Below are 21,607 nucleotides of genomic sequence, written 5' to 3'. Positions count from 1 at the left end.
ATTTTGCCCGCTTTCTGTTATTCTTGCCGCGCATTTGCATGATTAACCAGAGGCTTCACATCGTTTATGTCCGGCTGGCAACGAATTTACTATAAATTACTGAATTTACCATTACGGGTGCTGGTAAAAAGCAAGTCTATTCCGGCAGAGCCTGCTCAGGAATTAGGACTCGATACCTCGCGTCCGGTCATGTACGTCCTGCCCTATAACTCCAAGGCGGACCTGCTGACGCTGCGCGCCCAATGTCTGGCGCATGATTTACCTGACCCGCTTGAACCGCTGGAAATCGACGGCGCCCTGCTGCCGCGCTACGTATTCATCCACGGCGGGCCGCGCGTATTCACCTACTACACGCCAAAAGAAGAGTCCATCAAGCTGTTCCACGACTACCTCGATCTGCACCGCAACCATCCGGATCTCGATGTGCAAATGGTGCCGGTGTCGGTGATGTTCGGCCGCTCGCCGGGTCGTGAGAAAGGGGAAGTTAATCCGCCGCTGCGGATGCTTAACGGCATTCAGAAATTTTTCGCCGTCTCCTGGCTCGGCCGCGATAGCTTCGTGCGCTTCTCGCCTTCCGTATCGCTGCGCCGCATGGCGGATGAGCACGGTACCGATAAGATCATCGCCCAGAAACTGGCTCGTGTCGCGCGGATGCATTTTGCCCGCCAGCGCCTGGCCGCCGTCGGCCCGCGTCTGCCGGCCCGCCAGGATCTGTTTAACAAGCTGCTGGCGTCGAAGGCCATTGCCCGGGCGGTGGAAGACGAAGCGCGCAGCAAGAAAATTTCCCACGAGAAGGCCCAGCAGAACGCGATTGCGCTGATGGAAGAGATTTCCGCGAACTTCTCTTACGAGATGATCCGCCTGACCGACCGCATTCTCGGCTTCACCTGGAACCGCCTGTACCAGGGCATCAACGTGCATAACGCCGAGCGCGTACGCCAGCTGGCGCACGACGGCCATGAGATTGTCTATGTCCCCTGCCACCGCAGCCACATGGACTATCTGCTGCTCTCTTACGTCCTGTACCACCAGGGGCTGGTGCCACCGCATATCGCGGCGGGTATCAACCTTAACTTCTGGCCAGCCGGGCCAATCTTCCGCCGCCTCGGCGCGTTCTTTATTCGCCGCACCTTTAAGGGCAATAAGCTCTACTCCACGGTGTTCCGCGAGTACCTTGGCGAACTGTTCAGCCGCGGCTATTCCGTGGAGTATTTCGTCGAAGGCGGCCGCTCCCGTACCGGCCGTCTGCTCGATCCGAAGACCGGTACGCTGTCGATGACCATCCAGGCGATGCTGCGCGGCGGCACCCGGCCGATCACCCTGGTGCCGATTTACATCGGCTACGAGCACGTGATGGAGGTAGGGACCTATGCCAAAGAGCTGCGCGGCGCCACCAAAGAGAAAGAGAGTCTGCCGCAGATGGTGCGCGGCTTAAGCAAGCTGCGCAATCTTGGCCAGGGCTACGTTAACTTCGGCGAACCGCTGCCGCTGATGACCTATCTGAACCACCATGTGCCGGAGTGGCGGGAAGCGATTGACCCGATCGAAGCGGTCCGCCCTTCCTGGCTGACGCCGACGGTGAATAACATCGCCGCTGACCTGATGGTACGCATCAACAACGCCGGCGCGGCCAACGCCATGAACCTCTGCTGTACGGCGCTGCTGGCCTCCCGCCAGCGTTCGCTGACCCGTGAGCAGCTCACCCAGCAGCTGGAGTGTTACCTCGCGCTGCTGCGCAATGTGCCCTATTCGCCGGATGCCACCGCGCCGTCCGCTTCGGCCAGCGAACTTATCGACCACGCGCTGCAGATGAACAAGTTCGAAGTCGAGAAAGACACCATTGGCGACATCATCATTCTGCCGCGCGAGCAGGCGGTGCTGATGACCTACTATCGCAACAACATCGCCCATATGCTGGTGATGCCGTCGCTGTTAGCCGCCCTGGTGACTCAGCATCGTCATCTCAGCCGCGCCGAAGTGCTGCGCCATGTGGAAACGCTCTATCCGTTCCTTAAAGCCGAGCTGTTCCTGCGCTGGGAGAAAGCGGAGCTGGCCGGAGTGATGGATGCGCTGATTGCCGAGATGCTGCGTCAGGAGCTGATCGTCATCGATGGCGATGTGATGAGCCTCAACCCGTCGCACTCTCGCTCTCTGCAGCTGTTGGCCGCAGGCGCCCGCGAGACGCTGCAGCGCTACGCCATTACCTTCTGGCTGCTGAGCGCTAACCCGTCGATCAACCGCAGCTCGCTGGAGAAAGAGAGCCGTACCGTGGCTCAGCGCCTGTCGGTGCTGCATGGCATCAACGCGCCGGAGTTCTTCGATAAAGCGGTGTTCAGTACCCTGGTATTGACCCTGCGCGATGAAGGCTATATCAGCGATACGGGCGATGCCGAGCCGGAAGAGACCCTGAAGGTCTATCGGATGCTGGCGGATTTGATTACGTCGGATGTACGTCTGACTATCGAAAGCGTCACGCAGGACGACGCGTAACGCGGCGTTTGCTGTCCTCCTCGCCCCCCGGCAAACCGGGGGGCAAGGAGGGGGACAGGGATTTTACAGGTAGCTCATCGCCAGGCCGAGGAACAGCACCAGCCCGACGTAGTTATTGTTCATAAACGCTTTAAAGCAGTTATCGCGGTCGCGATTGAAGATAAGCTTCTGCTGCCAGCCAAACAGACCCGCCGCCACGAACAGCGACCAGTAGTATTCCCAGCCCAGCCCGTTCAGCCAGCCTACCGCGCCCATCAGCGCCAGCACGGCCACCTGCAGGATACCGATAATCAGACGATCGTTTTCGCCGAACAGGATCGCCGTCGATTTAATGCCGATCTTGACGTCGTCATCGCGATCCACCATCGCATACTGGGTATCGTAGGCCACCGCCCACAGAATGTTGGCGAGGAACATCAGCCAGCAGCTCAGCGGCAGCGATTCGCTGACGGCCGAGAAGGCCATTGGAATCGACCAGCCAAAGGCCGCCCCCAGCACCACCTGCGGCAGATGGGTGTAGCGCTTCATAAACGGATAGACCCACGCCAGCGCCAGCGCCGCCACCGACAGCAAAATCGTCATGGTGTTGAGGGTGAGCACCAGCAGGAAGGAGAGCAGCACCAGAACGATAAACAGCGTTCGCGCCTCTTTCTCGGTGACGTCGCCGCTCGGCAGCGGACGGCGGGCGGTACGCTTTACGTGACCATCAAATTTTCGATCGGCATAGTCATTCACCACGCAGCCGGCGGCGCGCATCAGCCAGACGCCGGCGACGAATACCGCCAGGATCCACAGCGGCGGGACGCCCGGCGAGGCCACCCACAGCGCCCACAGCGTCGGCCACAGCAGCAGCAAGGCGCCGATCGGTTTGTCAGTGCGCATCAGGCGATGAAACGCCAACAGCTTATTCTGCGACAGACTCCACTCCATTTTTTCTTCCTCTTAGTACAACGGCGACGCAGGCAAAAACAGCTCGGTCAGCAGCAGGGGTTTGCCGCTCAGCCGCAGACGGGAACGACGCCCCCACAGCGCTGCATCGCGACCAATTTCAATAAAATCGCGGGTTAACGTCGACGACGTGAACAGGTATCGGCCCAGCGGGGTCTGCCCGAGCTGCTGTAGCGCCAGCTCCGGCCCACACAGCGTCGACTCCGGCACCACCGTGCGCCCGGCCAGCCAGGGCTCGCCATCGGCATTGAGTATAATCTCCCGCAGCCAGTAGCGCGGCTCGTCGGGCAACAGAGCCGCTTCGTCAGCCAGCGCCTCACGCCCGATATACCCTTCGTTAACCAGGGTGACGGTGACCTGCTTTCCTTGTTGCTCAAAACGCTGGGTCATTGAGTCCTCCAGCAGCAGCCAGTCACTCAGGGGCGGCGCCAGGGGCGGCATAACGGCAAAATAGCGCAGCGCACGCAGTCGCGTAAGCGCAGGATGGGACATGCCTGATTCTCCGGTACATAACGTGAGAGCATTGTATCGCAGAATAGGCGGTTGGTGGCGGGCAAACGTCAATATACGATCATTCACGCAACAGCCATGCAACAGACCGCCGCGCGTGCAAAAAAAGGTGCATCCCGGAGGATGCACCTAAAGGCTGTGCCTAAACATCAGCATTGTGGGGAGACGATTACCCCTTGCCTTTTACACTGCTGATAAAGGTGGAACGAGCGGATTTGGAGCCGAGGCGCTCAGCTTCGTTCATCAATTTCAGGGCTTTGTCGATGTCACCTTGTTTCACCGCCTGCTTAATACCGTTGTTGAAGTAGGTCTCAGTATCGCTGAGCATCGGTTCGCTTTTGGCGGCCGGCGCCGCAGCGGCTGCGGCGGCTGGCGCAGCTACCGGCGCCGCGGTGTTACCGACGGTGACCGGGCCCGGGCCGGAGGAGCCGAACAGCGGCCCCACCAGCACGCTGGAGGTGCTGTTGGTTTTCACTTTCAGCTTCAGCACGCCATCGGTGGTATGTTTGGCGATCGGATCCGGGATGTCCGGCGCCGCATTGCCTGCGCCTTTGGCATAGGCCTTCGCCGGATCCAGCAGGGTGGTGGTCTGCTGGAGATCTTTCTCAGTGGTAAACACCAGCACATAGAGCTTCTGCTGGCCCAGCGCCGGGGTCAGGCGCATCACACCGCCCAGGCGATCGGCAGTCATCACGCCCGGCTGCTGATAGGTAAAGTAGTTGCTGGGAAAGAACGCCGCTGGCGTCATGTTCTGGTCGAGAATCAGCACGTTCGGCGCAAAAATCTGCTTATGTTTGTTCAGTTCGCTGTCGAGGGTCAGGGTCAGCTCACCGATATTGGCCGGCACGCTCCAGGCGGCGACCGGTCCGACGATCCCTGGAACATCCAGGCGTTGACCGCCGGTGGTTAAATCTACGCTCTGCGTCTTCGATTGATCGGCAGGCGTCCAGATCAGCTGCTGCAGCGCGCTGGCTGGAATAGACGGCGCGGCGCTGGTGTTCTGCGGTACAAAGTTCACATCGGCAAGGCTCATCCCCGGCACGCATGCCAACATCCCTGCGGATAAACACAGAGCGACGAGAGTTTTCTTCATTTTCATTCTTCTCACCTTGGATAGCATCGGTTTAGCGGTAGCCAGGCAATAGCGCGCTAACCCTGAATAGTCAGGAGGGGCCGATGCCCCTCCCAGGTTACACCCGTCCTGCGGACGGTATTACCACCACACTTCCATCTGGGCACCGAAGGTAACTTCGCTGTCGTCACCGCGGCTGGAGGTGAAAGCGCCGCTTCCGCTGCTGTCTTTCGTCTGCAGACCAGAGGTGTTGCTGTAGCCCCAGTTTTCATCCCACTTCGCGTAGGTTGCGAAGATACGGATAGCCGGACGAGACCAGACGCTGTTGCCTGCCTGCCACTGTTGAGCCAGAGTGATTTTGTACTGGTTGTTGTTTTCGCTGGTACGCTGAGATTTCACGTTGTCGTAACCGATTTCCAGCTGGGTGCTCATGATCGGCGTCCATTTGTACATCGGACGAACACCCACGGTGTACCAGGTGGAGCCGTTTTTGCTGTCCAGATCCACGTCCTGGTACATCGCAACGTACATCAGGCCCCAGTCATCGTTGAAGTCCATCGCGCCGTGATCCAGAACGCGGATCATGCTGCCGTTGTTATCGATGCTGGTCCCTTGAGAGTGGCCGCTGTTCCAGGAGGTCATTGCGTCAGTGGCGTACTGAACCACAAACTTGTTGAAGCCGCCCCAGATGGACTGAGTATGTTCACCGGTCCACATCCAGCCGTCTTTCGACGCGCCGTCTTCCAGGCGATAGTCATCCTGCGGGTTCGCACGGCCGTAATCGACGCCTAACTCCAGTACACCGCCCGGGTTGGTTTCCAGGCCCGCCAGACGGATGTCAAAGACGTCGTTGGCAGTTTTCGCAGCATATTTCTTGGTGTCATCGCTGGAGAAAGTATAAGAACCGCCGCTTTCTGAGTTACGGGTAGCGGCCAGAGAGAGCTTACCGAAGCCAAGGTCAACGTTTTCCAGACCTGCACCCGGGCCGGAGATATCCCAGTAGTAGAAGTCGATCATGTGAACGTCATGACGCTGATAGAAGCGTTTACCCGCCCACAGCGTGGAGCCCGGCAGCCAGTCGATCAGGTTTTTACCCTGGATGTTGGCTTCACGGAACGCCGGAGAGGTGCTTTCCCAGTCATCTTCCTGATTCACGGAATAGGCAACGTTAGTATCGAAATAAAAACTCTTATCTCCTTCCTTCCACAGCTCCTGGCCCAGCTTCAGTTCCGCATAGGTTTCACATTCGTTACCAAGACGGTATTTACTTTGAGCGCCGGTCGCTTTGAAGCACTGTTGCTCGCCGCCGCTGCCGGTCCAGCCAATGCCGGAACGCGCGTAGCCATGGAAATCGACAGCCAGCGCCTGAGCAGACATAACGCCTGCCGCGACGGCGACCGCCAGTGGAAGTTTGCGCAGAGTAATCATCATTCTATCTCCTGAGATCATTGCTTTTCTTTGCACGCTTCGCCGGTGTACCGCCAGCCGGGTTCGCGCCTTTTTTTAATGGGAAGCCTTACACGCCCGGCTCTTTATGCAGCCGACGACAAGCGGTGCCATCCTCACGGAATAAATGGCAACGTTCTGGCGGCAAACCGATAGCGAATGTGGCTCCCTCTTCTACCAACACCACGTCGTTCTGGCGGTAGACCAGGTTTTGACGGATGGCGGGGATCTGGATATGAATTTGCGTTTCGTGACCTAACTGCTCGACAACCTGAACCTCGCCTTCGAGGGTCACATCGGCGATATCGCTGGGCAGTAAATGCTCCGGGCGGATACCTAAGGACATGTTGGCGCCCACCTGAACGTTGGCGCTGTCCACCGGTAGCCAGATTTGCTGACGGTTTGGCAGTTCAACCTGCACCTGATCGATAGCCGTCGCGGTAACTTTGACCGGCAGGAAGTTCATCTTCGGTGAACCGATAAAGCCGGCGACGAAGCGGTCAGCCGGATAGTGATAGAGTTCCAGCGGTTTCCCGACCTGCGCCACACGGCCGGCGTCGAGGACCACGATCTTGTCCGCGAGGGTCATCGCTTCAACCTGATCGTGGGTCACATAGATCATGGTGCGGCCCAGTCGCTTATGCAGACGGGAGATTTCGATACGCATCTGAACGCGCAGGGCGGCATCGAGGTTGGAGAGCGGCTCATCCAGCAGGAAGACGCTCGGCTCAGCCACCAGCGTACGGCCAATCGCCACACGCTGGCGCTGACCGCCGGAGAGGGCTTTCGGTTTACGCTCCAGCAGATGGGCCAGCTGCAGCACTTCCGCCACCTGGGTCACTCGCTGGTTAATCAGATCTTTTTTCGCGCCGGCCAGCTTCAGGCCAAACGACATATTTTCCGCAACGGAAAGGTGGGGATAGAGCGCATAAGACTGGAATACCATCCCAACGCCGCGTTCTGCCGGTGGGATCTCGTTCATGCGGGTGTCACCGATAAACAGGTCCCCGCTGGTAATAGTTTCTAACCCGGCAATCATACGCAGCAGGGTAGATTTGCCGCAGCCCGATGGCCCGACAAACACGACGAATTCCCCTTCGTGGATATCGAGATTGATATCTTTCGATACCACCACGTCACCCCAGGCTTTCGTTACATTTCGCAGCTGTACGCTCGCCATGCCCTTCTCCCTTCGTTACAACCTGTCACTAACAGTCACATTCAAGATGGGTCGACTATGCGGCATTCATTAGCCGGGCAAATCCTCCACCCCCCGGCTTTTTTATGGGGGAGGAGATGGGAGGATGAGAGATTGGCTCTCGCCGCGGGGGATGGCGGGCAGCGGGTGATTTCGTGATGGAGGCGACAAAATTGGGCGCTTTTTTCTGTGCTCCAGGACGCAATACGGCCGTTTTTGCAATGGAGATCACACAACCAGCGGGTGGGGCGTAGACCTGGGGAGGATGGAAAGGGGTTGTTAAAAAAGGAAACTCATCATCGTTAAGCCACCGAAGTGTATCCACGAGTACAACACCAAAAAGGACGGGTATATGAAAATCAAAACTGGCGCTCGCATCCTCGCGCTGTCGGCACTGACCACGATGATGTTTTCCGCCTCTGCCCTCGCGAAAATTGAAGAAGGTAAGCTGGTTATCTGGATTAACGGCGACAAAGGCTACAACGGCCTCGCTGAAGTGGGTAAAAAGTTTGAAAAAGACACCGGCATTAAAGTTTCTGTAGAACACCCGGACAAGCTGGAAGAGAAATTCCCGCAGGTTGCGGCGACCGGCGACGGCCCGGACATCATCTTCTGGGCGCATGACCGTTTCGGCGGCTACGCGCAGTCCGGCCTGCTGGCGGAAATCACCCCGGACAAAGCGTTCCAGGACAAACTCTATCCGTTCACCTGGGATGCCGTTCGCTATAACGGCAAACTGATCGCCTACCCGATCGCGGTGGAAGCGCTGTCCCTGATTTACAACAAAGACCTGGTGCCGAACCCGCCGAAGACCTGGGAAGAGATCCCGGCGCTGGATAAAGAACTGAAAGCGAAAGGTAAGAGCGCGCTGATGTTCAACCTGCAGGAACCATACTTCACCTGGCCGCTGATCGCTGCCGACGGCGGATACGCGTTCAAGTTTGAAAACGGCAAGTACGATGTGAAAGACGTCGGCGTGGACAGCGCAGGCGCGAAAGCGGGCCTGACCTTCCTGGTTGACCTGATCAAGAACAAGCACATGAATGCCGATACCGATTACTCCATCGCGGAAGCGGCCTTCAACAAAGGTGAAACCGCGATGACCATCAACGGTCCGTGGGCGTGGTCTAACATCGATAAGAGCAAGGTTAACTACGGCGTGACCCTGCTGCCGACCTTTAAAGGCAAACCATCGAAACCGTTCGTTGGCGTGCTGAGCGCGGGGATCAACGCCGCCAGCCCGAACAAAGAGCTGGCGAAAGAGTTCCTCGAAAACTACCTGATGACCGATCAGGGTCTGGAATCCGTTAACAACGACAAACCGCTGGGTGCGGTGGCGCTGAAATCCTTCCAGGAAAAACTGGAAAAAGATCCGCGCATCGCTGCCACCATGGCGAACGCCCAGAAAGGCGAAATTATGCCTAACATCCCGCAGATGTCTGCCTTCTGGTATGCCGTTCGTACCGCGGTTATCAACGCCGCCAGCGGTCGTCAGACTGTCGATGCTGCGCTGAAGGATGCCCAGAGCCGTATCACTAAGTAATGCTGTAGCGTACGTGCCGGATGGCGGCATGAATGCCTTATCCGGCCTACACAATCCGTAGGCCGGATAAGCGCAGCGCCATCAGGCACTGACGCCGACAGATGTTTAACGCTGTAGAGGATGATCCCCATGGATGCCGTTAAAAAGAGACACTGGTGGCAAAGTCCGCAACTCACATGGTCTGTGATTGGCTTACTGTGCCTGCTGGTGGGTTACCTTGTTGTTTTGATGTACGCCCAGGGGGAGTACCTGTTCGCCATCATGACGCTGATTTTAAGCTCAGTTGGCCTGTATATTTTCGCTAATCGCAAAGCCTATGCCTGGCGCTATGTCTATCCCGGCCTCGCCGGCATGGGCCTGTTTGTCCTGTTTCCGCTGATCTGTACTATCGCTATCGCGTTCACCAACTACAGCAGCACCAACCAGCTGACCTTTGAGCGCGCGCAGCAGGTGCTGATGGATCGCTCCTTCCAGGCCGGCAAAGCCTATAACTTCACGCTGATCCCGGCAGGCGACGAGTGGAAGCTGGCCCTGACCGATGGCGAGAGCGGTAAAAACTACCTTTCCGATGCCTTTAAATTCGGCGGCGAGCAGAAGCTGGCGTTAAAAGAAACTGACGCCCTGCCGGAAGGCGAGCGCGCCAACCTGCGCGTCATTACCCAGAACCGCACCGCGCTGAACCAGCTGACCGCCGTACTGCCTGATGACAGCAAAGTGATCATGAGCTCGCTGCGCCAGTTCTCCGGCACCCAACCGCTGTATACGCTTGGCGAAAACGGCGAGCTGACCAACAATCAAACCCACGTCAAATACCGCCCGAACAACGACGTTGGTTTCTACCAGGCAATCAACGCCGACGGTAGCTGGGGCACAGAAAAGCTGAGCCCGGGCTACACCGTGACTATCGGCTGGGATAACTTTACCCGCGTCTTCCACGATGAAGGCATCCAGAAACCGTTCTTCGCCATCTTCGTCTGGACGGTGGTGTTCTCGGTTCTGACCGTGGTGCTGACCGTCGCGGTGGGGATGATCCTCGCCTGCCTGGTGCAGTGGGAAGCGCTGAAAGGCAAAGCGATTTACCGTGTCCTGCTGATTCTGCCGTATGCCGTACCGTCATTTATTTCGATTCTGATTTTCAAAGGCCTGTTCAACCAGAGCTTTGGTGAAATCAACATGATGCTCAGCGCGCTGTTCGGCATTAAACCGGCGTGGTTTAGCGACCCGACCACCGCGCGCACCATGATCATCATCGTCAACACCTGGCTGGGCTACCCGTACATGATGATCCTGTGCATGGGGCTGCTGAAGGCGATTCCGGACGATCTGTACGAAGCGTCGGCAATGGATGGCGCCGGCCCGTTCCAGAACTTCTTTAAAATTACCTTCCCGCTGCTGATTAAGCCGCTGACGCCGCTGATGATCGCCAGCTTCGCCTTTAACTTTAACAACTTCGTCCTGATTCAACTGTTGACCAACGGTGGTCCGGACCGTCTCGGCACCACCACCCCGGCCGGTTATACCGACCTGCTGGTGAGCTACACCTACCGTATCGCCTTTGAAGGCGGCGGCGGTCAGGACTTCGGCCTGGCGGCGGCTATCGCAACGCTTATCTTCCTGCTGGTTGGCGCGTTAGCGATTGTGAATCTGAAAGCCACACGCATGAAGTTTGATTAAGGGAGATAACGATAATGGCTATGGTCCAACCCAAATCGCAGAAGCTACGTTTATTTACCACGCATCTCCTGCTACTGATTTTTATCGCCGCGATTATGTTTCCGCTGCTGATGGTTATCGCTATCTCGCTGCGCGAAGGCAACTTCGCCACCGGCAGCCTGATCCCGGATACCATCTCCTGGGAGCACTGGCGTCTGGCGTTAGGCTTCAGCGTCGAACACGCGGATGGCCGCGTCACGCCGCCGCCGTTCCCGGTCCTGCTGTGGCTGTGGAACTCGATTAAGGTCGCCGGGATTACCGCGATCGGCATCGTCGCCCTCTCCACCACCTGCGCCTACGCTTTTGCCCGTATGCGCTTCCCGGGGAAAGCGACCCTGCTGAAAGGGATGCTGATTTTCCAGATGTTCCCGGCGGTGCTGTCGCTGGTTGCCCTGTACGCGTTGTTTGACCGCCTGGGCCAGTACATCCCGTTCGTCGGCCTCAACACCCACGGCGGCGTGATCTTTGCCTACATGGGCGGTATCGCCCTGCACGTATGGACGATTAAAGGCTACTTCGAAACCATCGATGGCTCGCTGGAAGAAGCGGCGGCGCTGGATGGCGCGACCCCATGGCAGGCGTTCCGCCTCGTGCTGCTGCCGCTGTCGGTGCCGATTCTGGCGGTGGTCTTTATTCTGTCGTTCATCGCCGCCATCACCGAAGTGCCGGTCGCCTCGCTGCTGCTGCGCGATGTGAACAGCTATACCCTGGCGGTAGGCATGCAACAGTATCTCAACCCGCAGAACTATCTGTGGGGCGATTTTGCCGCCGCGGCGGTACTCTCCGCCATCCCAATCACGGTAGTGTTCCTGCTGGCGCAGCGCTGGCTGGTGAACGGCCTGACGGCGGGTGGGGTGAAAGGTTAAGTTTTTTTTGTAACACCGGCCCCAAATTTCAGATGGGGGCCGACGGTCTAGCCGCAATACACGACCCCAACCGGGTATTGTCGCCGTCGCCCTCAGCTGAAAAAGTAAGGCCAATGCCACTGCTATCCTCAACTGGACCCTACATAAATTCTATTTGTGACTGTTGGTCAGCGGCCCTGGAGGCCGCTTTTTTTTATTCGCGTTTCAGGCGATTGGAGTTACACAGCCAGAGCGTAATCACCAGGATCAGGATCGCGGCGGAGTATATGAGCACCGCCATCGGCGATTCATGATCGATGATGATCAAACGCACAATCGCGGTGATGCCGATATAGACGAAATAGCGCAGCGGGAAGTGGAACCCCGACTGAAAATACTTGACGATCAGCGCGATAAATTCGAAGTAGAGAAAATAGACCACCAGTCCTTCCACCAGCCGGTACTTACTGGTCGGCTCCGGGGTAAAGAGGACATCGGCCAGATGCAGCGTCTCTTTACCGAGGAAGACGATCAGGATAATCCCCAGGCACAGCAGCCCCAGATTCAAAACCGTTTGCATCGCAGTGGCGATAAAATTCACCAGTGGGCGATAAACCGACGACATATTCACACCTCATAATCAGTCCTTGTTGCGTCCGGTATAGCGCAAAAGTGTGATCCAGATCTACAGTTACCTCTCACCGCGTGGGCTTTATACGTTTGCGCCCTCAGGACAGGATTTCGGCAAAAGAGAAAAATGCCCTCCTTAGCGGCGTGTGATCGACATAACTGAATCCCCTTTTTTGTATAAAACTATCCCTGCACAGTCATTGTTAATCAATAACTTAATTTAAATACAGGCCTGCATGTTTAGATAAGGCTAAAAATAAAATTTTTCTCCAGACCTTAATAAATAAAGGGTTATTTGAGAAAGTTTTTTTCTGCCGATTCCCTTAGCATATTTCCTCATCATCTTACGTCCAGGAATCATAATAATGTCTGACCAAGCATCCTCACTTTTTATTCGCTGGCTACAGCGAGAAGTCGCACCAGCATTAGGTTGTACGGAACCTGTTGCTATTTCATTTACCACCGCTTACGCCGCGAAACATTTAGCGACACCCTGCGAAAAAATTAGCGGTTTTATTTCTGCCAACCTGTATAAAAACGCCACGGGCGTCACGATTCCCGGCACGACAGTTAATGGCGTCGCGCTGGCCGCCGCCATCGGCGCCTTTGGTGGCGATGCCGATAAGGGATTACAGACCCTGGCAGGCATTACTTCACAGCATGTGGAACAGGCACAAGCGCTGGTGGATGCCGGCCACGTTACTATTGACGTCCAGGATACGCCTGACTTTATTCATCTCGATCTCACCCTCAGCGCCGGTGACCAGACCTGTCGCGTCGTGGTAAAAGGCACGCATACCAATGTGGTCGAGTTATATATTAATGGCGAACAGCAGCCATTACACGCCGGGGAAAATAGCGCCACAGCGCAGACTGAACTGCCAACTTTCTCTCTCCAGGAAGCGTATGACTTTATTATCTCCACCCCGGTTGAGAATATTACGTTTATTCTGGAAGCCGCCCGCCTCAATAGCGCACTGGCTGCAGAAGGCAAATCGAAAAAGTATGGGTTGAATATTAACGGAACATTCTCTGAAGCCGTTAAAAATGGTTTGTTAAGTAATGACTTAATGAGCGAGGTCATTATCAACACCGTCGCAGCTTCCGATGCGCGTATGGGCGGAGCCCCGGTGGTCGCCATGTCGAACTTCGGCTCTGGCAACCAGGGGATCGCGGCGACCATGCCGGTAGTTACCGTCGCCGAGCATCTGAATGCCGATGAAGAGACGCTCGCTCGCGCGCTGGCGCTCTCGCATCTGACGGCCATTTCCATCCATTCGCGCTATACCCGCCTGTCCGCACTGTGCGCGGCCTCCACCGCCGCCATGGGCGCCGCCGCCGGTATGGCATGGCTGTTTACCCGCAATATCGAAACCATCAACATCGCCATCATCAATATGATTAGCGATGTTACCGGCATGATTTGCGATGGCGCTTCCAACAGCTGCGCGATGAAGGTCTCCTCGGTGGTTTCCAGCGCCTTTAAATCTGTGTTGATGGCGATGCAAAACCGCTGCGCCAGCGCCAACGACGGCATTGTCTGCGCCGACGTCGAACAGTCGATTAATAACCTGTGCCGCCTCGTGATTAAGCCTATGGCGCAAACCGATAAAGAGATCATTCGCATTATGGTCAGCAAATAAGACCAGCCCTTTTGTACCCTACGCAATAATGATTTATTGCCTGCACCAACAGGTATTTTACGATGAATAAAAAAGTCATATTACGCGGCGCCAGCGCCATTATGCCCCTGTGCATCGGGGACTTTCCTTTCTCGTTCATTGTTGGCGCGTTAAGCGTCAGCGCCGGCATGAGCGTCTGGCAAAGTACCGCGTGGTCGGCGATTGTGATTGCCGGCTCGGCGCAGATGCTGGCACTGAATATGTTAAAAACCGGCGCCACGCTCGGCGTGATTATTTTCACCACATTAATTATTAATCTTCGCCACGTGCTGTATAGCGCCTCTATTTCCGGTACCGTGCGCGAAGCCTCATTCTTTAAAAAATGCTTTATGTCCTATGCGCTCACCGACGAGGTGTATGCCACCACCGTTAAAGAGATGGAAGGAAATAAAAAGGAAAAATATCTGTTTTATGGTTCGGCGATGGTCACCTTCTGGGCGATTTGGGTGCTGGCCGATTTTCTTGGCGCGCTGGTCGGCGCCTCGTTTCCCCACATTGAGAAATACGGTCTCGATTTCGCCATGGTCGCCGCCTTTATCGCCATCGTGGTGCCGCAAATTAAAAGCCAGGCCTGCACCGTCGCCGCGGTAGTGGCCGCCGTTTCCGGCGTGCTGTTAGTGGTCCTGCCCTACTCGCTGGGTATCGTTGTCGCCTCCGTGCTCGGCGTCCTTGCCGGCCTGTGCGTCGACCTGGCGGAAGAGCGCAAGCAGATGGCAACAACCGAATCCGATATGCCGTTAGTGGAGGCGCTGGAAAATGAGTAATAGCTATTTTATCGCCCTGACGCTGGGCATGGCCGCGGTCACTTTTCTTATTCGTTTCTCGTTTATCGGCCTGGCCGGCAAGATCCAGATGTCTGAGCGGGTGACCAAAACATTGCGCTTCGTGCCGGTCACCGTCCTGCCGGCCATCATCACCATTCAGATCCTGAGCGTGAATTCCAGCATGGAGTTCGACTTAAAAAATCCGAAGGTGATCGCCGCCATTATCTGTACGCTCGCCAGCTTCCGTTTAGGTCTGGTGTGGGTGGTGGTGAGCGGCGTCGGCTCGCTGGTGCTATTGAATTATTTTCTGTAACTGTTTGAAGGGGTAACCACATGATTATTACTACCGCTGACGCGCCCGCCGCGATTGGTCCGTACGTTCAGGGCGTCAATCTCGGCGCGATGACCCTCACCTCCGGCCAGCTGCCCATTAATCCGCAGGACGGCACCATGCCCGACGACATTGCTGAACAGGCGCGCCAGTCGCTGGAGAACGTGAAAGCCATCGTCGAAGCCGCCGGCCTCACCGTTGGCCAGATCGTCAAAACCACGGTGTTTGTGAAAGACCTGGCGGATTTTGCCGCCATCAATGCCGCCTACGAGGCCTTCTTTACCGAACATCAGGCGGCCTTTCCGGCGCGCTCCTGCGTGGAAGTGGCCAGGTTACCGAAAGACGCTGGCGTCGAAATCGAAGCGATCGCTTTCGCCCGTTAATCCCCCCGGCTGGAGGGAGAACCTCCAGCCCCTTCCCCACCGATTTTTGTCGTTCCACGTTGTTCATATTACAGGCACTATAGCCACTGAACGACCCGAGGAACGCAGCATGTTAACTATCCGAAAGGCATTGCCCGAGGACGCGCCACAACTGAGCGCGATGGGTTATGCCAGTTACCAGCACCACTTCGCCCATCTCTGGCGCAATGCCGATGAACTGGCGTTATTTCTTAAGCAAGAATATGCCGAAGATGCGCTACGTCGGAGTCTTACCGATGCTAACCATCATTGGCTCATCGCCGAAGCCGCTTCCCCCGTTGGTTTCGCTAAATATAGCTATCAGCAGCGAATGGCTGAAGATGGCACGATGGGTACGCTGCTGCATAAGCTCTACCTGATGCCGGGGGAGACTGGCCACCGCTACGGCGAGCAGATTTTTCACGCCGTCGAAACGCGAGCAAAAACGGCCGGCGAACGCTGGCTGTGGCTGGAAGTACTCGCCGCGAATCCCGCCGCGCGCCGTTTTTACGAACGCCAGGGGATGCAGCACATCAGAGACACGACTTTCCATTCCGCCAGCCAGCAAAGCACCTTACATATTCTGGCCAAACCGCTGTGAGAGGAACTATGCCTGAGCTTCGTGATACCGGCGTACGTAACGTCGTCTGTGGGAAAAATGTCGTTATTTACCAGCCCGCCAACCTGTACGACTGCACGCTGGGTGATAACGTCTTCGTTGGACCGTTCGTTGAGATCCAGGGGAATACCCGCATCGGCGCGGAGAGTAAAATCCAGTCGCATACCTTTATCTGCGAGTACGTCACCATTGGCCGGCGCTGTTTTATCGGTCACGGGGTGATGTTCGCCAACGACCTGTTTCGCGACGGCAAACCAAACGCCGACCGCGCCAGCTGGGGGCGGATTGAGATTGGCGATGACGTGTCGATCGGTAGCGGCGCCACGATTCTGGCCGTCAACATCTGCGACGGCGTGGTGATTGGCGCGGGCAGCGTGGTGACGAAGTCCATCACCGAGAAAGGCGTGTGGGCGGGAAACCCAGCCCGCCTGCTGCGGCGGCTGTAAAAAAATGCCGACCATAAGGTCGGCATTTCGTCTTAACGGCGCAAGCGTTATGCGCGCCAGGCTTTATAACGGTTAATCAGACCGTTAGTGGAGCTGTCGTGGCTGCTGACTTCGCTGCCGTCTTTCAGTTCCGGCAGGATGCGGTTAGCCAGCTGTTTGCCCAGCTCAACGCCCCACTGGTCGAAAGTGAAGATGTTAAGGATCGCGCCCTGGGTGAAGATTTTGTGCTCGTACAGAGCAATCAGCGCCCCGAGGCTGAACGGGGTGATCTCACGCAGCAGAATAGAGTTAGTCGGGCGGTTGCCTTCGAACACTTTGAACGGCACCACGTGCTCCAGGGTCGCCGGATCTTTACCCTGATCGCGATATTCCTGCTCCACCACTTCACGGGATTTACCGAAGGCCAGGGCCTCGGTCTGGGCGAAGAAGTTGGACAGCAGCTTCGGATGATGATCGGAGAGCGGGTTGTGGGTGATAGCCGGGGCGATGAAATCGCACGGTACCATTTTGGTGCCCTGATGGATCAGCTGGTAGAACGCGTGCTGACCGTTGGTGCCCGGCTCGCCCCAGATGATCGGGCCAGTTTGGTAGTCCACGGCGTGGCCGTTACGGTCGACATACTTACCATTGGACTCCATGTTGCCCTGCTGGAAGTAGGCGGCAAAACGGTGCATGTACTGGTCGTACGGCAGAATCGCTTCGGTTTCCGCACCGAAGAAGTTGTTGTACCAGATACCGATCAGCGCCAGCAGCACCGGCAGGTTTTTCTCCGCCGGGGTGGTGGAGAAGTGCTTATCCATCGCATGCGCACCAGACAGCAGCTCAACGAAGTTGTCGAAGCCCACGGAGAGAATGATGGACAGGCCAATCGCCGACCACAGGGAGTAACGGCCGCCAACCCAGTCCCAGAATTCGAACATGTTGGCGGTGTCGATGCCGAACTCGCCAACCGCTTTCGCGTTGGTGGAGAGCGCCGCGAAGTGTTTAGCCACATGCTTGTCGTCGCCCGCGGTCGCCAGGAACCAGTCGCGTGCGCTGTGGGCGTTGGTCATGGTCTCCTGAGTGGTGAAGGTTTTGGACGCGACCAGGAACAGGGTGGTTTCCGGGTTCACATTCTTCAGCACTTCGGCGATGTGGGTGCCATCGACGTTGGAGACAAAGTGCATGTTGAGGTGATTTTTATATGGACGCAGCGCTTCGGTGACCATGAACGGACCGAGGTCGGAGCCACCGATACCAATGTTGACCACGTCGGTGATCGGTTTGCCGGTGTAGCCTTTCCAGCTACCGGAGATAATCGCTTCAGAGAAGGCTTTCATCTTCTCCAGCACAGCGTTCACTTCCGGCATCACATCTTTGCCATCAACCACAATCGGCGTATTGCTGCGGTTGCGCAGCGCGACGTGGAGTACCGCGCGATCTTCGGTGCGGTTGATCTTTTCACCGGAGAACATCGACTTGATGGCGCCTGCGAGATCGGTCTCTTTCGCCAGATCCTGCAGTTTAGCCAGCGTCTCTTCGGTGATGCGGTTTTTGGAGAAGTCCACCAGCATCAGATCGTCGAACGTCGCGGAAAACTTAGAAAAACGGTCGCTATCTTTGGCGAACAGCTCGCTGATAGTGACATCTTTCATTTCGTCGAAGTGTTTCTGTAATGCCTGCCAGGCAGAGGTCTGCGTTGGGTTGATGTTTTTCATTAGCAATACTCTTCTGATTTGAGATTGTGACTTCGGTCGATTGTAGCGCCGGTGACGGAAAATTGTGATGATTTTTGTGACTTGTCCCTGACGCCGGTCAGGAATCAGGTCAAAACGGAGTAAAAAGCCCCATTAGTATAGCTATCATAAGGCTTTTTTCTGTTAGCCGCAGGGGCATGAAAAATCCGCATAACCGCAGCGTTGACATAGCTGGCGTTAAGCCTTTATATATCCGCAGTGCTTACGTATTGTAAGTATCTATTGCTCGCGCATTTCACGCTACAGCGAAAGGGTATTCGCGGGGGATATAATGTCCTTATTCCCCCGGCCAGGTGAAAGACGTCGGTAATTGCCAGAAGAGGTGCGTTGCCCAGGTAACCGTATTGGAGGAACCAGTCCGGCGAAAATACGTGAGGGGGAGCAACGCCGAGGTGAAAGAGCGTCTGGTTACGCTCCTCACCGGCCACAGGGGCTGAATCCCCTGGGTTGTCACCAGAAACGTTCGCAGTCGGGCGTTTCATACCCGAACACTTCAGCGCCCAGAGCGGTGAGTCGGGTCTACAAGGTGGAGCACTTCTGGGTGACATCGTAGTTGTTTATCATTCTGCGCCACCCTGTTTATCGCTCTTCCCTTGTGCCATGGCTGAATAATTTGGCCTGGCTTATTAAGACATTTTGTTGCGATCCGGCGGCATCCAGCCCCTGTCAGGATCGGTGTTCAGGAATCGTTTTAATAAGTCAGGCCCCCTGACACGAGGTTGTTATGACAGATTTAGTCGTCGCCAAATTTGGCGGCACCAGCGTTGCTGATTTTGACGCGATGAACCGCAGCATTGATGTGGCGCTGCTCGATGCCAATACCCGTATTGTTGTGCTCTCCGCCTCTGCCGGCGTGACCAACATTCTGGTGGCCTTAGCGGAAGGGCTGGAACCCACCGAACGTTTTTCCCAGCTGGACGCTCTGCGCCAGATCCAGTTCAATATTCTGGAGCGTTTGCGCTATCCGAACGTGATCCGCGAAGAGATTGAGCGCCTGCTGGAAAATATCACCACGCTGGCGGAAGCCGCCGCGCTCGCCTCCTCTAGCGCGCTGACTGACGAACTGGTCAGCCATGGCGAACTGATGTCCACCCTGCTGTTTGTGGAGATTCTGCGTGAGCGCGGAATTCAGGCGCAGTGGTTTGACGCCCGTAAAGTGCTGCGCACTAACGATCGCTTTGGTCGCGCCGAACCGGATATCGCCTCCGTCGCCGAACTGACTCAGCAGCAGCTGACGCCGCGTCTGGCGGAAGGCCTGGTGGTGACGCAGGGCTTTATCGGCAGCGAAGCGAAAGGCCGCACCACCACCCTCGGCCGCGGCGGCAGCGACTATACCGCCGCTCTGCTCGGCGAAGCGCTGAATGCCACCCGCGTCGATATCTGGACCGATGTGCCTGGGATCTATACGACCGACCCACGCGTCGCGCCTGCGGCGAAACGCATCGACGTCATCGCCTTTGAAGAGGCGGCGGAAATGGCCACCTTTGGCGCCAAAGTGCTGCACCCGGCGACCCTGCTGCCTGCCGTGCGCAGCGATATCCCGGTATTTGTCGGCTCCAGTAAAGAACCTAAAGCGGGCGGTACGCTGGTGTGTAAAACCACCGAGAACCCGCCGCTGTTCCGCGCGCTGGCGCTGCGTCGCCGCCAGACGCTGCTGACGCTGCACAGCCTGAATATGCTGCACTCCCGCGGCTTCCTCGCCGAAGTGTTCGGTATTCTGGCGCGCCATAACATCTCCGTCGATTTGATCACCACCTCCGAAGTGAGCGTGGCCCTGACCATGGACACCACTGGCTCAACCTCTGCGGGCGATACCCTGCTGACCCAGGCGCTGCTGACCGAGCTCTCCTCGCTGTGCCGCGTGGAAGTGGAAGAAGACCTGGCGCTGGTTGCCCTGATCGGCAACGAGCTGTCGAAAGCCTGCGGCGTCGGCAAAGAGGTGTTTGGCGTCCTTGATCCGTTTAACATCCGCATGATCTGCTATGGCGCGTCCAGCCACAACCTCTGCTTCCTGGTGCCTGGCGCCGATGCGGAGAAGGTGGTGCAGACGTTGCATCATAATTTGTTTGAATAAAATTCCTTAGCACGATAAACAATACCTATAGCCGGGCTCGAACCCGGCTTTTTTATAACAACATCAACACAACCAGCTGACCTGCTCGCCGCCCTACCGGGACGGCGCGGCCGGTTTGCGTATCGCAAGGAACACAACATGCTCGCAACTCTGACGCGGCTGTTCCCGTTATGGGCACTGCTGCTCTCCGTTCTGGCCTATTACACCCCCACCACCTTCACCCCGATCGGCCCGTGGGTTACCACCCTGCTGATGCTGATTATGTTCGGTATGGGGGTTCATCTGAAGCTGGCGGATTTCAAACGCGTCCTGTCGCGTCCGGCGCCGGTCGCCGCAGGGATATTTCTGCACTATCTGGTGATGCCGCTCGCCGCCTGGCTGCTGGCGCTGCTGTTTCATATGCCGCCGGAGCTCTCCGCCGGGATGGTGCTGGTGGGCAGCGTCGCCAGCGGGACGGCCTCCAACGTGATGATCTTTCTGGCCAAAGGGGATGTGGCCCTGTCAGTGACTATCTCCTCGGTCTCCACCCTGGTCGGCGTCATCGCGACGCCGCTGCTGACCCGTCTGTACGTCGACGCGCACATTCAGGTCGACGTCATGGGGATGTTGCTGAGCATTCTGCAGATTGTGGTCATCCCCATCGCCCTGGGGCTGATTGTCCATCATCTGCTGCCGAAGGTGGTGAAAGCGGTGGAACCGTTCCTCCCCGCTTTCTCGATGGTGTGCATTCTGGCGATCATCAGCGCGGTGGTGGCGGGTTCCGCGGCCCATATCGCGTCCGTTGGCCTGGTGGTGATTATCGCGGTGATCCTGCATAACACCATTGGCCTGCTCGGCGGCTACTGGGGCGGACGTCTGTTTGGTTTTGATGAATCCACCTGCCGTACGCTGGCGATCGAGGTAGGGATGCAGAACTCCGGCCTGGCGGCCGCGCTGGGTAAAATTTACTTCGGCCCGCTGGCGGCGCTGCCGGGAGCCCTGTTCTCCGTCTGGCATAACCTGTCCGGTTCGCTGCTGGCCGGATACTGGTCAGGGAAGCCCATCGCCAAAAAAGCCAGCAAGCGCTGAGCGTGACACGTCCGGGCGCAGGCCCGGGCGTATGCCTGCTTTAGTTGCCATACAGGCTATCAGTAAAATATTCATTGCCGTACACTGGGTG

At 57.0% G+C, this 21,607-nt stretch carries 19 protein-coding genes and 1 riboswitch; of the genes, 12 read left to right on the top strand and 7 right to left on the bottom strand.

What is annotated here, in order from left to right:
* The first annotated feature begins 66 nt into the window (after positions 1 to 66).
* A complete protein-coding gene (gene plsB / locus ABLX76_RS13985) occupies positions 67 to 2,490 on the top strand; it encodes a glycerol-3-phosphate 1-O-acyltransferase PlsB (protein ID WP_348874682.1) in 2,424 nt (807 codons plus the stop codon).
* 63 nt (positions 2,491 to 2,553) lie between these two features.
* On the opposite strand, the gene ubiA is transcribed toward plsB, so the two are convergent.
* From ubiA to malK, 5 genes are all read right to left on the bottom strand, one after another.
* Positions 2,554 to 3,420 carry a 4-hydroxybenzoate octaprenyltransferase gene (gene ubiA, locus ABLX76_RS13980; RefSeq protein WP_002884808.1) on the bottom strand — a complete coding sequence of 289 codons (867 nt, stop codon included), beginning with the start codon at positions 3,418 to 3,420 and terminating at the stop codon, positions 2,554 to 2,556.
* 12 nt (positions 3,421 to 3,432) lie between these two features.
* A complete protein-coding gene (gene ubiC / locus ABLX76_RS13975) occupies positions 3,433 to 3,930 on the bottom strand; it encodes a chorismate lyase (RefSeq protein WP_017900123.1) in 498 nt (165 codons plus the stop codon).
* Positions 3,931 to 4,117: 187 nt separating this feature from the next.
* Entirely contained in the window at positions 4,118 to 5,047 is a 930-nt protein-coding gene (malM, locus tag ABLX76_RS13970; protein ID WP_008807310.1) for a maltose operon protein MalM, read from the bottom strand.
* Positions 5,048 to 5,161: 114 nt separating this feature from the next.
* Complete coding sequence (locus tag ABLX76_RS13965; protein ID WP_002884747.1) at positions 5,162 to 6,451, bottom strand: maltoporin; 1,290 nt, start codon at positions 6,449 to 6,451, stop codon at positions 5,162 to 5,164.
* A gap of 85 nt (positions 6,452 to 6,536) precedes the next feature.
* Positions 6,537 to 7,646: a maltose/maltodextrin ABC transporter ATP-binding protein MalK gene (gene malK, locus ABLX76_RS13960; protein ID WP_025713802.1), complete on the bottom strand. Its 1,110-nt coding sequence runs from the start codon at positions 7,644 to 7,646 to the stop codon at positions 6,537 to 6,539.
* Between the two features lie 370 nt (positions 7,647 to 8,016).
* Here malK and malE point away from each other — a divergent pair, with 370 nt between their 5' ends.
* The 3 genes from malE to malG all read left to right on the top strand — a co-directional run bounded on the left by malE (position 8,017) and on the right by malG (position 11,786).
* Positions 8,017 to 9,207, top strand: coding sequence for a maltose/maltodextrin ABC transporter substrate-binding protein MalE (gene malE / locus ABLX76_RS13955; RefSeq protein WP_004206285.1), 1,191 nt, complete (start codon positions 8,017 to 8,019; stop codon positions 9,205 to 9,207).
* Between the two features lie 129 nt (positions 9,208 to 9,336).
* On the top strand, positions 9,337 to 10,881 hold the full coding sequence (malF, locus tag ABLX76_RS13950; RefSeq protein WP_023291623.1) for a maltose ABC transporter permease MalF: 1,545 nt from the start codon (positions 9,337 to 9,339) through the stop codon (positions 10,879 to 10,881).
* A 14-nt stretch (positions 10,882 to 10,895) separates the two neighbouring features.
* A complete protein-coding gene (gene malG / locus ABLX76_RS13945; protein WP_002884725.1) occupies positions 10,896 to 11,786 on the top strand; it encodes a maltose ABC transporter permease MalG in 891 nt (296 codons plus the stop codon).
* Between the two features lie 193 nt (positions 11,787 to 11,979).
* Here the strand turns inward: malG and psiE are convergent, their stop codons facing one another.
* Positions 11,980 to 12,390, bottom strand: a complete 411-nt coding sequence (psiE, locus tag ABLX76_RS13940; protein WP_004206282.1) for a phosphate-starvation-inducible protein PsiE — start codon at positions 12,388 to 12,390, stop codon at positions 11,980 to 11,982.
* 370 nt (positions 12,391 to 12,760) lie between these two features.
* On the opposite strand from psiE, the gene ABLX76_RS13935 reads away from it, so the two are divergent.
* The 6 genes from ABLX76_RS13935 to ABLX76_RS13910 all read left to right on the top strand — a co-directional run bounded on the left by ABLX76_RS13935 (position 12,761) and on the right by ABLX76_RS13910 (position 16,638).
* Positions 12,761 to 14,038: an L-serine ammonia-lyase, iron-sulfur-dependent, subunit alpha gene (locus ABLX76_RS13935; RefSeq protein ID WP_348874680.1), complete on the top strand. Its 1,278-nt coding sequence runs from the start codon at positions 12,761 to 12,763 to the stop codon at positions 14,036 to 14,038.
* Positions 14,039 to 14,100: 62 nt separating this feature from the next.
* Positions 14,101 to 14,841, top strand: coding sequence for an AzlC family ABC transporter permease (locus ABLX76_RS13930; RefSeq protein WP_023291621.1), 741 nt, complete (start codon positions 14,101 to 14,103; stop codon positions 14,839 to 14,841).
* Positions 14,834 to 15,154, top strand: a complete 321-nt coding sequence (locus ABLX76_RS13925; protein ID WP_004206276.1) for an AzlD domain-containing protein — start codon at positions 14,834 to 14,836, stop codon at positions 15,152 to 15,154. Before ABLX76_RS13930 ends, ABLX76_RS13925 begins: the two co-directional genes overlap by 8 nt.
* Before the next feature lie 20 nt (positions 15,155 to 15,174).
* Positions 15,175 to 15,555, top strand: coding sequence for a Rid family detoxifying hydrolase (locus tag ABLX76_RS13920; RefSeq protein WP_047718378.1), 381 nt, complete (start codon positions 15,175 to 15,177; stop codon positions 15,553 to 15,555).
* A gap of 109 nt (positions 15,556 to 15,664) precedes the next feature.
* Entirely contained in the window at positions 15,665 to 16,174 is a 510-nt protein-coding gene (locus ABLX76_RS13915; RefSeq protein ID WP_101977424.1) for a GNAT family N-acetyltransferase, read from the top strand.
* 8 nt (positions 16,175 to 16,182) lie between these two features.
* Positions 16,183 to 16,638, top strand: a complete 456-nt coding sequence (locus ABLX76_RS13910; protein WP_023291618.1) for an acyltransferase — start codon at positions 16,183 to 16,185, stop codon at positions 16,636 to 16,638.
* Positions 16,639 to 16,685: 47 nt separating this feature from the next.
* On the opposite strand, the gene pgi is transcribed toward ABLX76_RS13910, so the two are convergent.
* Positions 16,686 to 18,335: a glucose-6-phosphate isomerase gene (gene pgi, locus ABLX76_RS13905; RefSeq protein ID WP_023291617.1), complete on the bottom strand. Its 1,650-nt coding sequence runs from the start codon at positions 18,333 to 18,335 to the stop codon at positions 16,686 to 16,688.
* A gap of 348 nt (positions 18,336 to 18,683) precedes the next feature.
* A riboswitch (Lysine riboswitch) is annotated at positions 18,684 to 18,919 on the top strand.
* 179 nt (positions 18,920 to 19,098) lie between these two features.
* Between pgi and lysC the strand changes: the two genes are divergently transcribed.
* Positions 19,099 to 20,448 (top strand): lysine-sensitive aspartokinase 3, encoded by a 1,350-nt coding sequence (gene lysC, locus ABLX76_RS13900; protein ID WP_348874679.1) that lies wholly within the window; start codon positions 19,099 to 19,101, stop codon positions 20,446 to 20,448.
* A 138-nt stretch (positions 20,449 to 20,586) separates the two neighbouring features.
* Positions 20,587 to 21,516 (top strand): ketopantoate/pantoate/pantothenate transporter PanS, encoded by a 930-nt coding sequence (panS, locus tag ABLX76_RS13895; RefSeq protein WP_017900130.1) that lies wholly within the window; start codon positions 20,587 to 20,589, stop codon positions 21,514 to 21,516.
* The last annotated feature ends 91 nt before the right edge of the window (positions 21,517 to 21,607 follow it).

Source organism: Klebsiella sp. JB_Kp004, assembly GCF_040065795.1.
Taxonomy (GTDB): domain Bacteria; phylum Pseudomonadota; class Gammaproteobacteria; order Enterobacterales; family Enterobacteriaceae; genus Klebsiella; species Klebsiella quasipneumoniae.
This window is presented reverse-complemented; position numbering and strand designations above follow the sequence as displayed.

Bases quoted from the DNA above. Each gene is read 5' to 3' on its own strand.
- plsB (WP_348874682.1), top strand. From the start codon at position 67: ATGTCCGGCTGGCAACGAATTTACTATAAATTACTGAATTTACCATTA.
- ubiA (WP_002884808.1), bottom strand. From the start codon at position 3,420: ATGGAGTGGAGTCTGTCGCAGAATAAGCTGTTGGCGTTTCATCGCCTG.
- ubiC (WP_017900123.1), bottom strand. From the start codon at position 3,930: ATGTCCCATCCTGCGCTTACGCGACTGCGTGCGCTGCGCTATTTTGCC.
- malM (WP_008807310.1), bottom strand. From the start codon at position 5,047: ATGAAAATGAAGAAAACTCTCGTCGCTCTGTGTTTATCCGCAGGGATG.
- ABLX76_RS13965 (WP_002884747.1), bottom strand. From the start codon at position 6,451: ATGATGATTACTCTGCGCAAACTTCCACTGGCGGTCGCCGTCGCGGCA.
- malK (WP_025713802.1), bottom strand. From the start codon at position 7,646: ATGGCGAGCGTACAGCTGCGAAATGTAACGAAAGCCTGGGGTGACGTG.
- malE (WP_004206285.1), top strand. From the start codon at position 8,017: ATGAAAATCAAAACTGGCGCTCGCATCCTCGCGCTGTCGGCACTGACC.
- malF (WP_023291623.1), top strand. From the start codon at position 9,337: ATGGATGCCGTTAAAAAGAGACACTGGTGGCAAAGTCCGCAACTCACA.
- malG (WP_002884725.1), top strand. From the start codon at position 10,896: ATGGCTATGGTCCAACCCAAATCGCAGAAGCTACGTTTATTTACCACG.
- psiE (WP_004206282.1), bottom strand. From the start codon at position 12,390: ATGTCGTCGGTTTATCGCCCACTGGTGAATTTTATCGCCACTGCGATG.
- ABLX76_RS13935 (WP_348874680.1), top strand. From the start codon at position 12,761: ATGTCTGACCAAGCATCCTCACTTTTTATTCGCTGGCTACAGCGAGAA.
- ABLX76_RS13930 (WP_023291621.1), top strand. From the start codon at position 14,101: ATGAATAAAAAAGTCATATTACGCGGCGCCAGCGCCATTATGCCCCTG.
- ABLX76_RS13925 (WP_004206276.1), top strand. From the start codon at position 14,834: ATGAGTAATAGCTATTTTATCGCCCTGACGCTGGGCATGGCCGCGGTC.
- ABLX76_RS13920 (WP_047718378.1), top strand. From the start codon at position 15,175: ATGATTATTACTACCGCTGACGCGCCCGCCGCGATTGGTCCGTACGTT.
- ABLX76_RS13915 (WP_101977424.1), top strand. From the start codon at position 15,665: ATGTTAACTATCCGAAAGGCATTGCCCGAGGACGCGCCACAACTGAGC.
- ABLX76_RS13910 (WP_023291618.1), top strand. From the start codon at position 16,183: ATGCCTGAGCTTCGTGATACCGGCGTACGTAACGTCGTCTGTGGGAAA.
- pgi (WP_023291617.1), bottom strand. From the start codon at position 18,335: ATGAAAAACATCAACCCAACGCAGACCTCTGCCTGGCAGGCATTACAG.
- lysC (WP_348874679.1), top strand. From the start codon at position 19,099: ATGACAGATTTAGTCGTCGCCAAATTTGGCGGCACCAGCGTTGCTGAT.
- panS (WP_017900130.1), top strand. From the start codon at position 20,587: ATGCTCGCAACTCTGACGCGGCTGTTCCCGTTATGGGCACTGCTGCTC.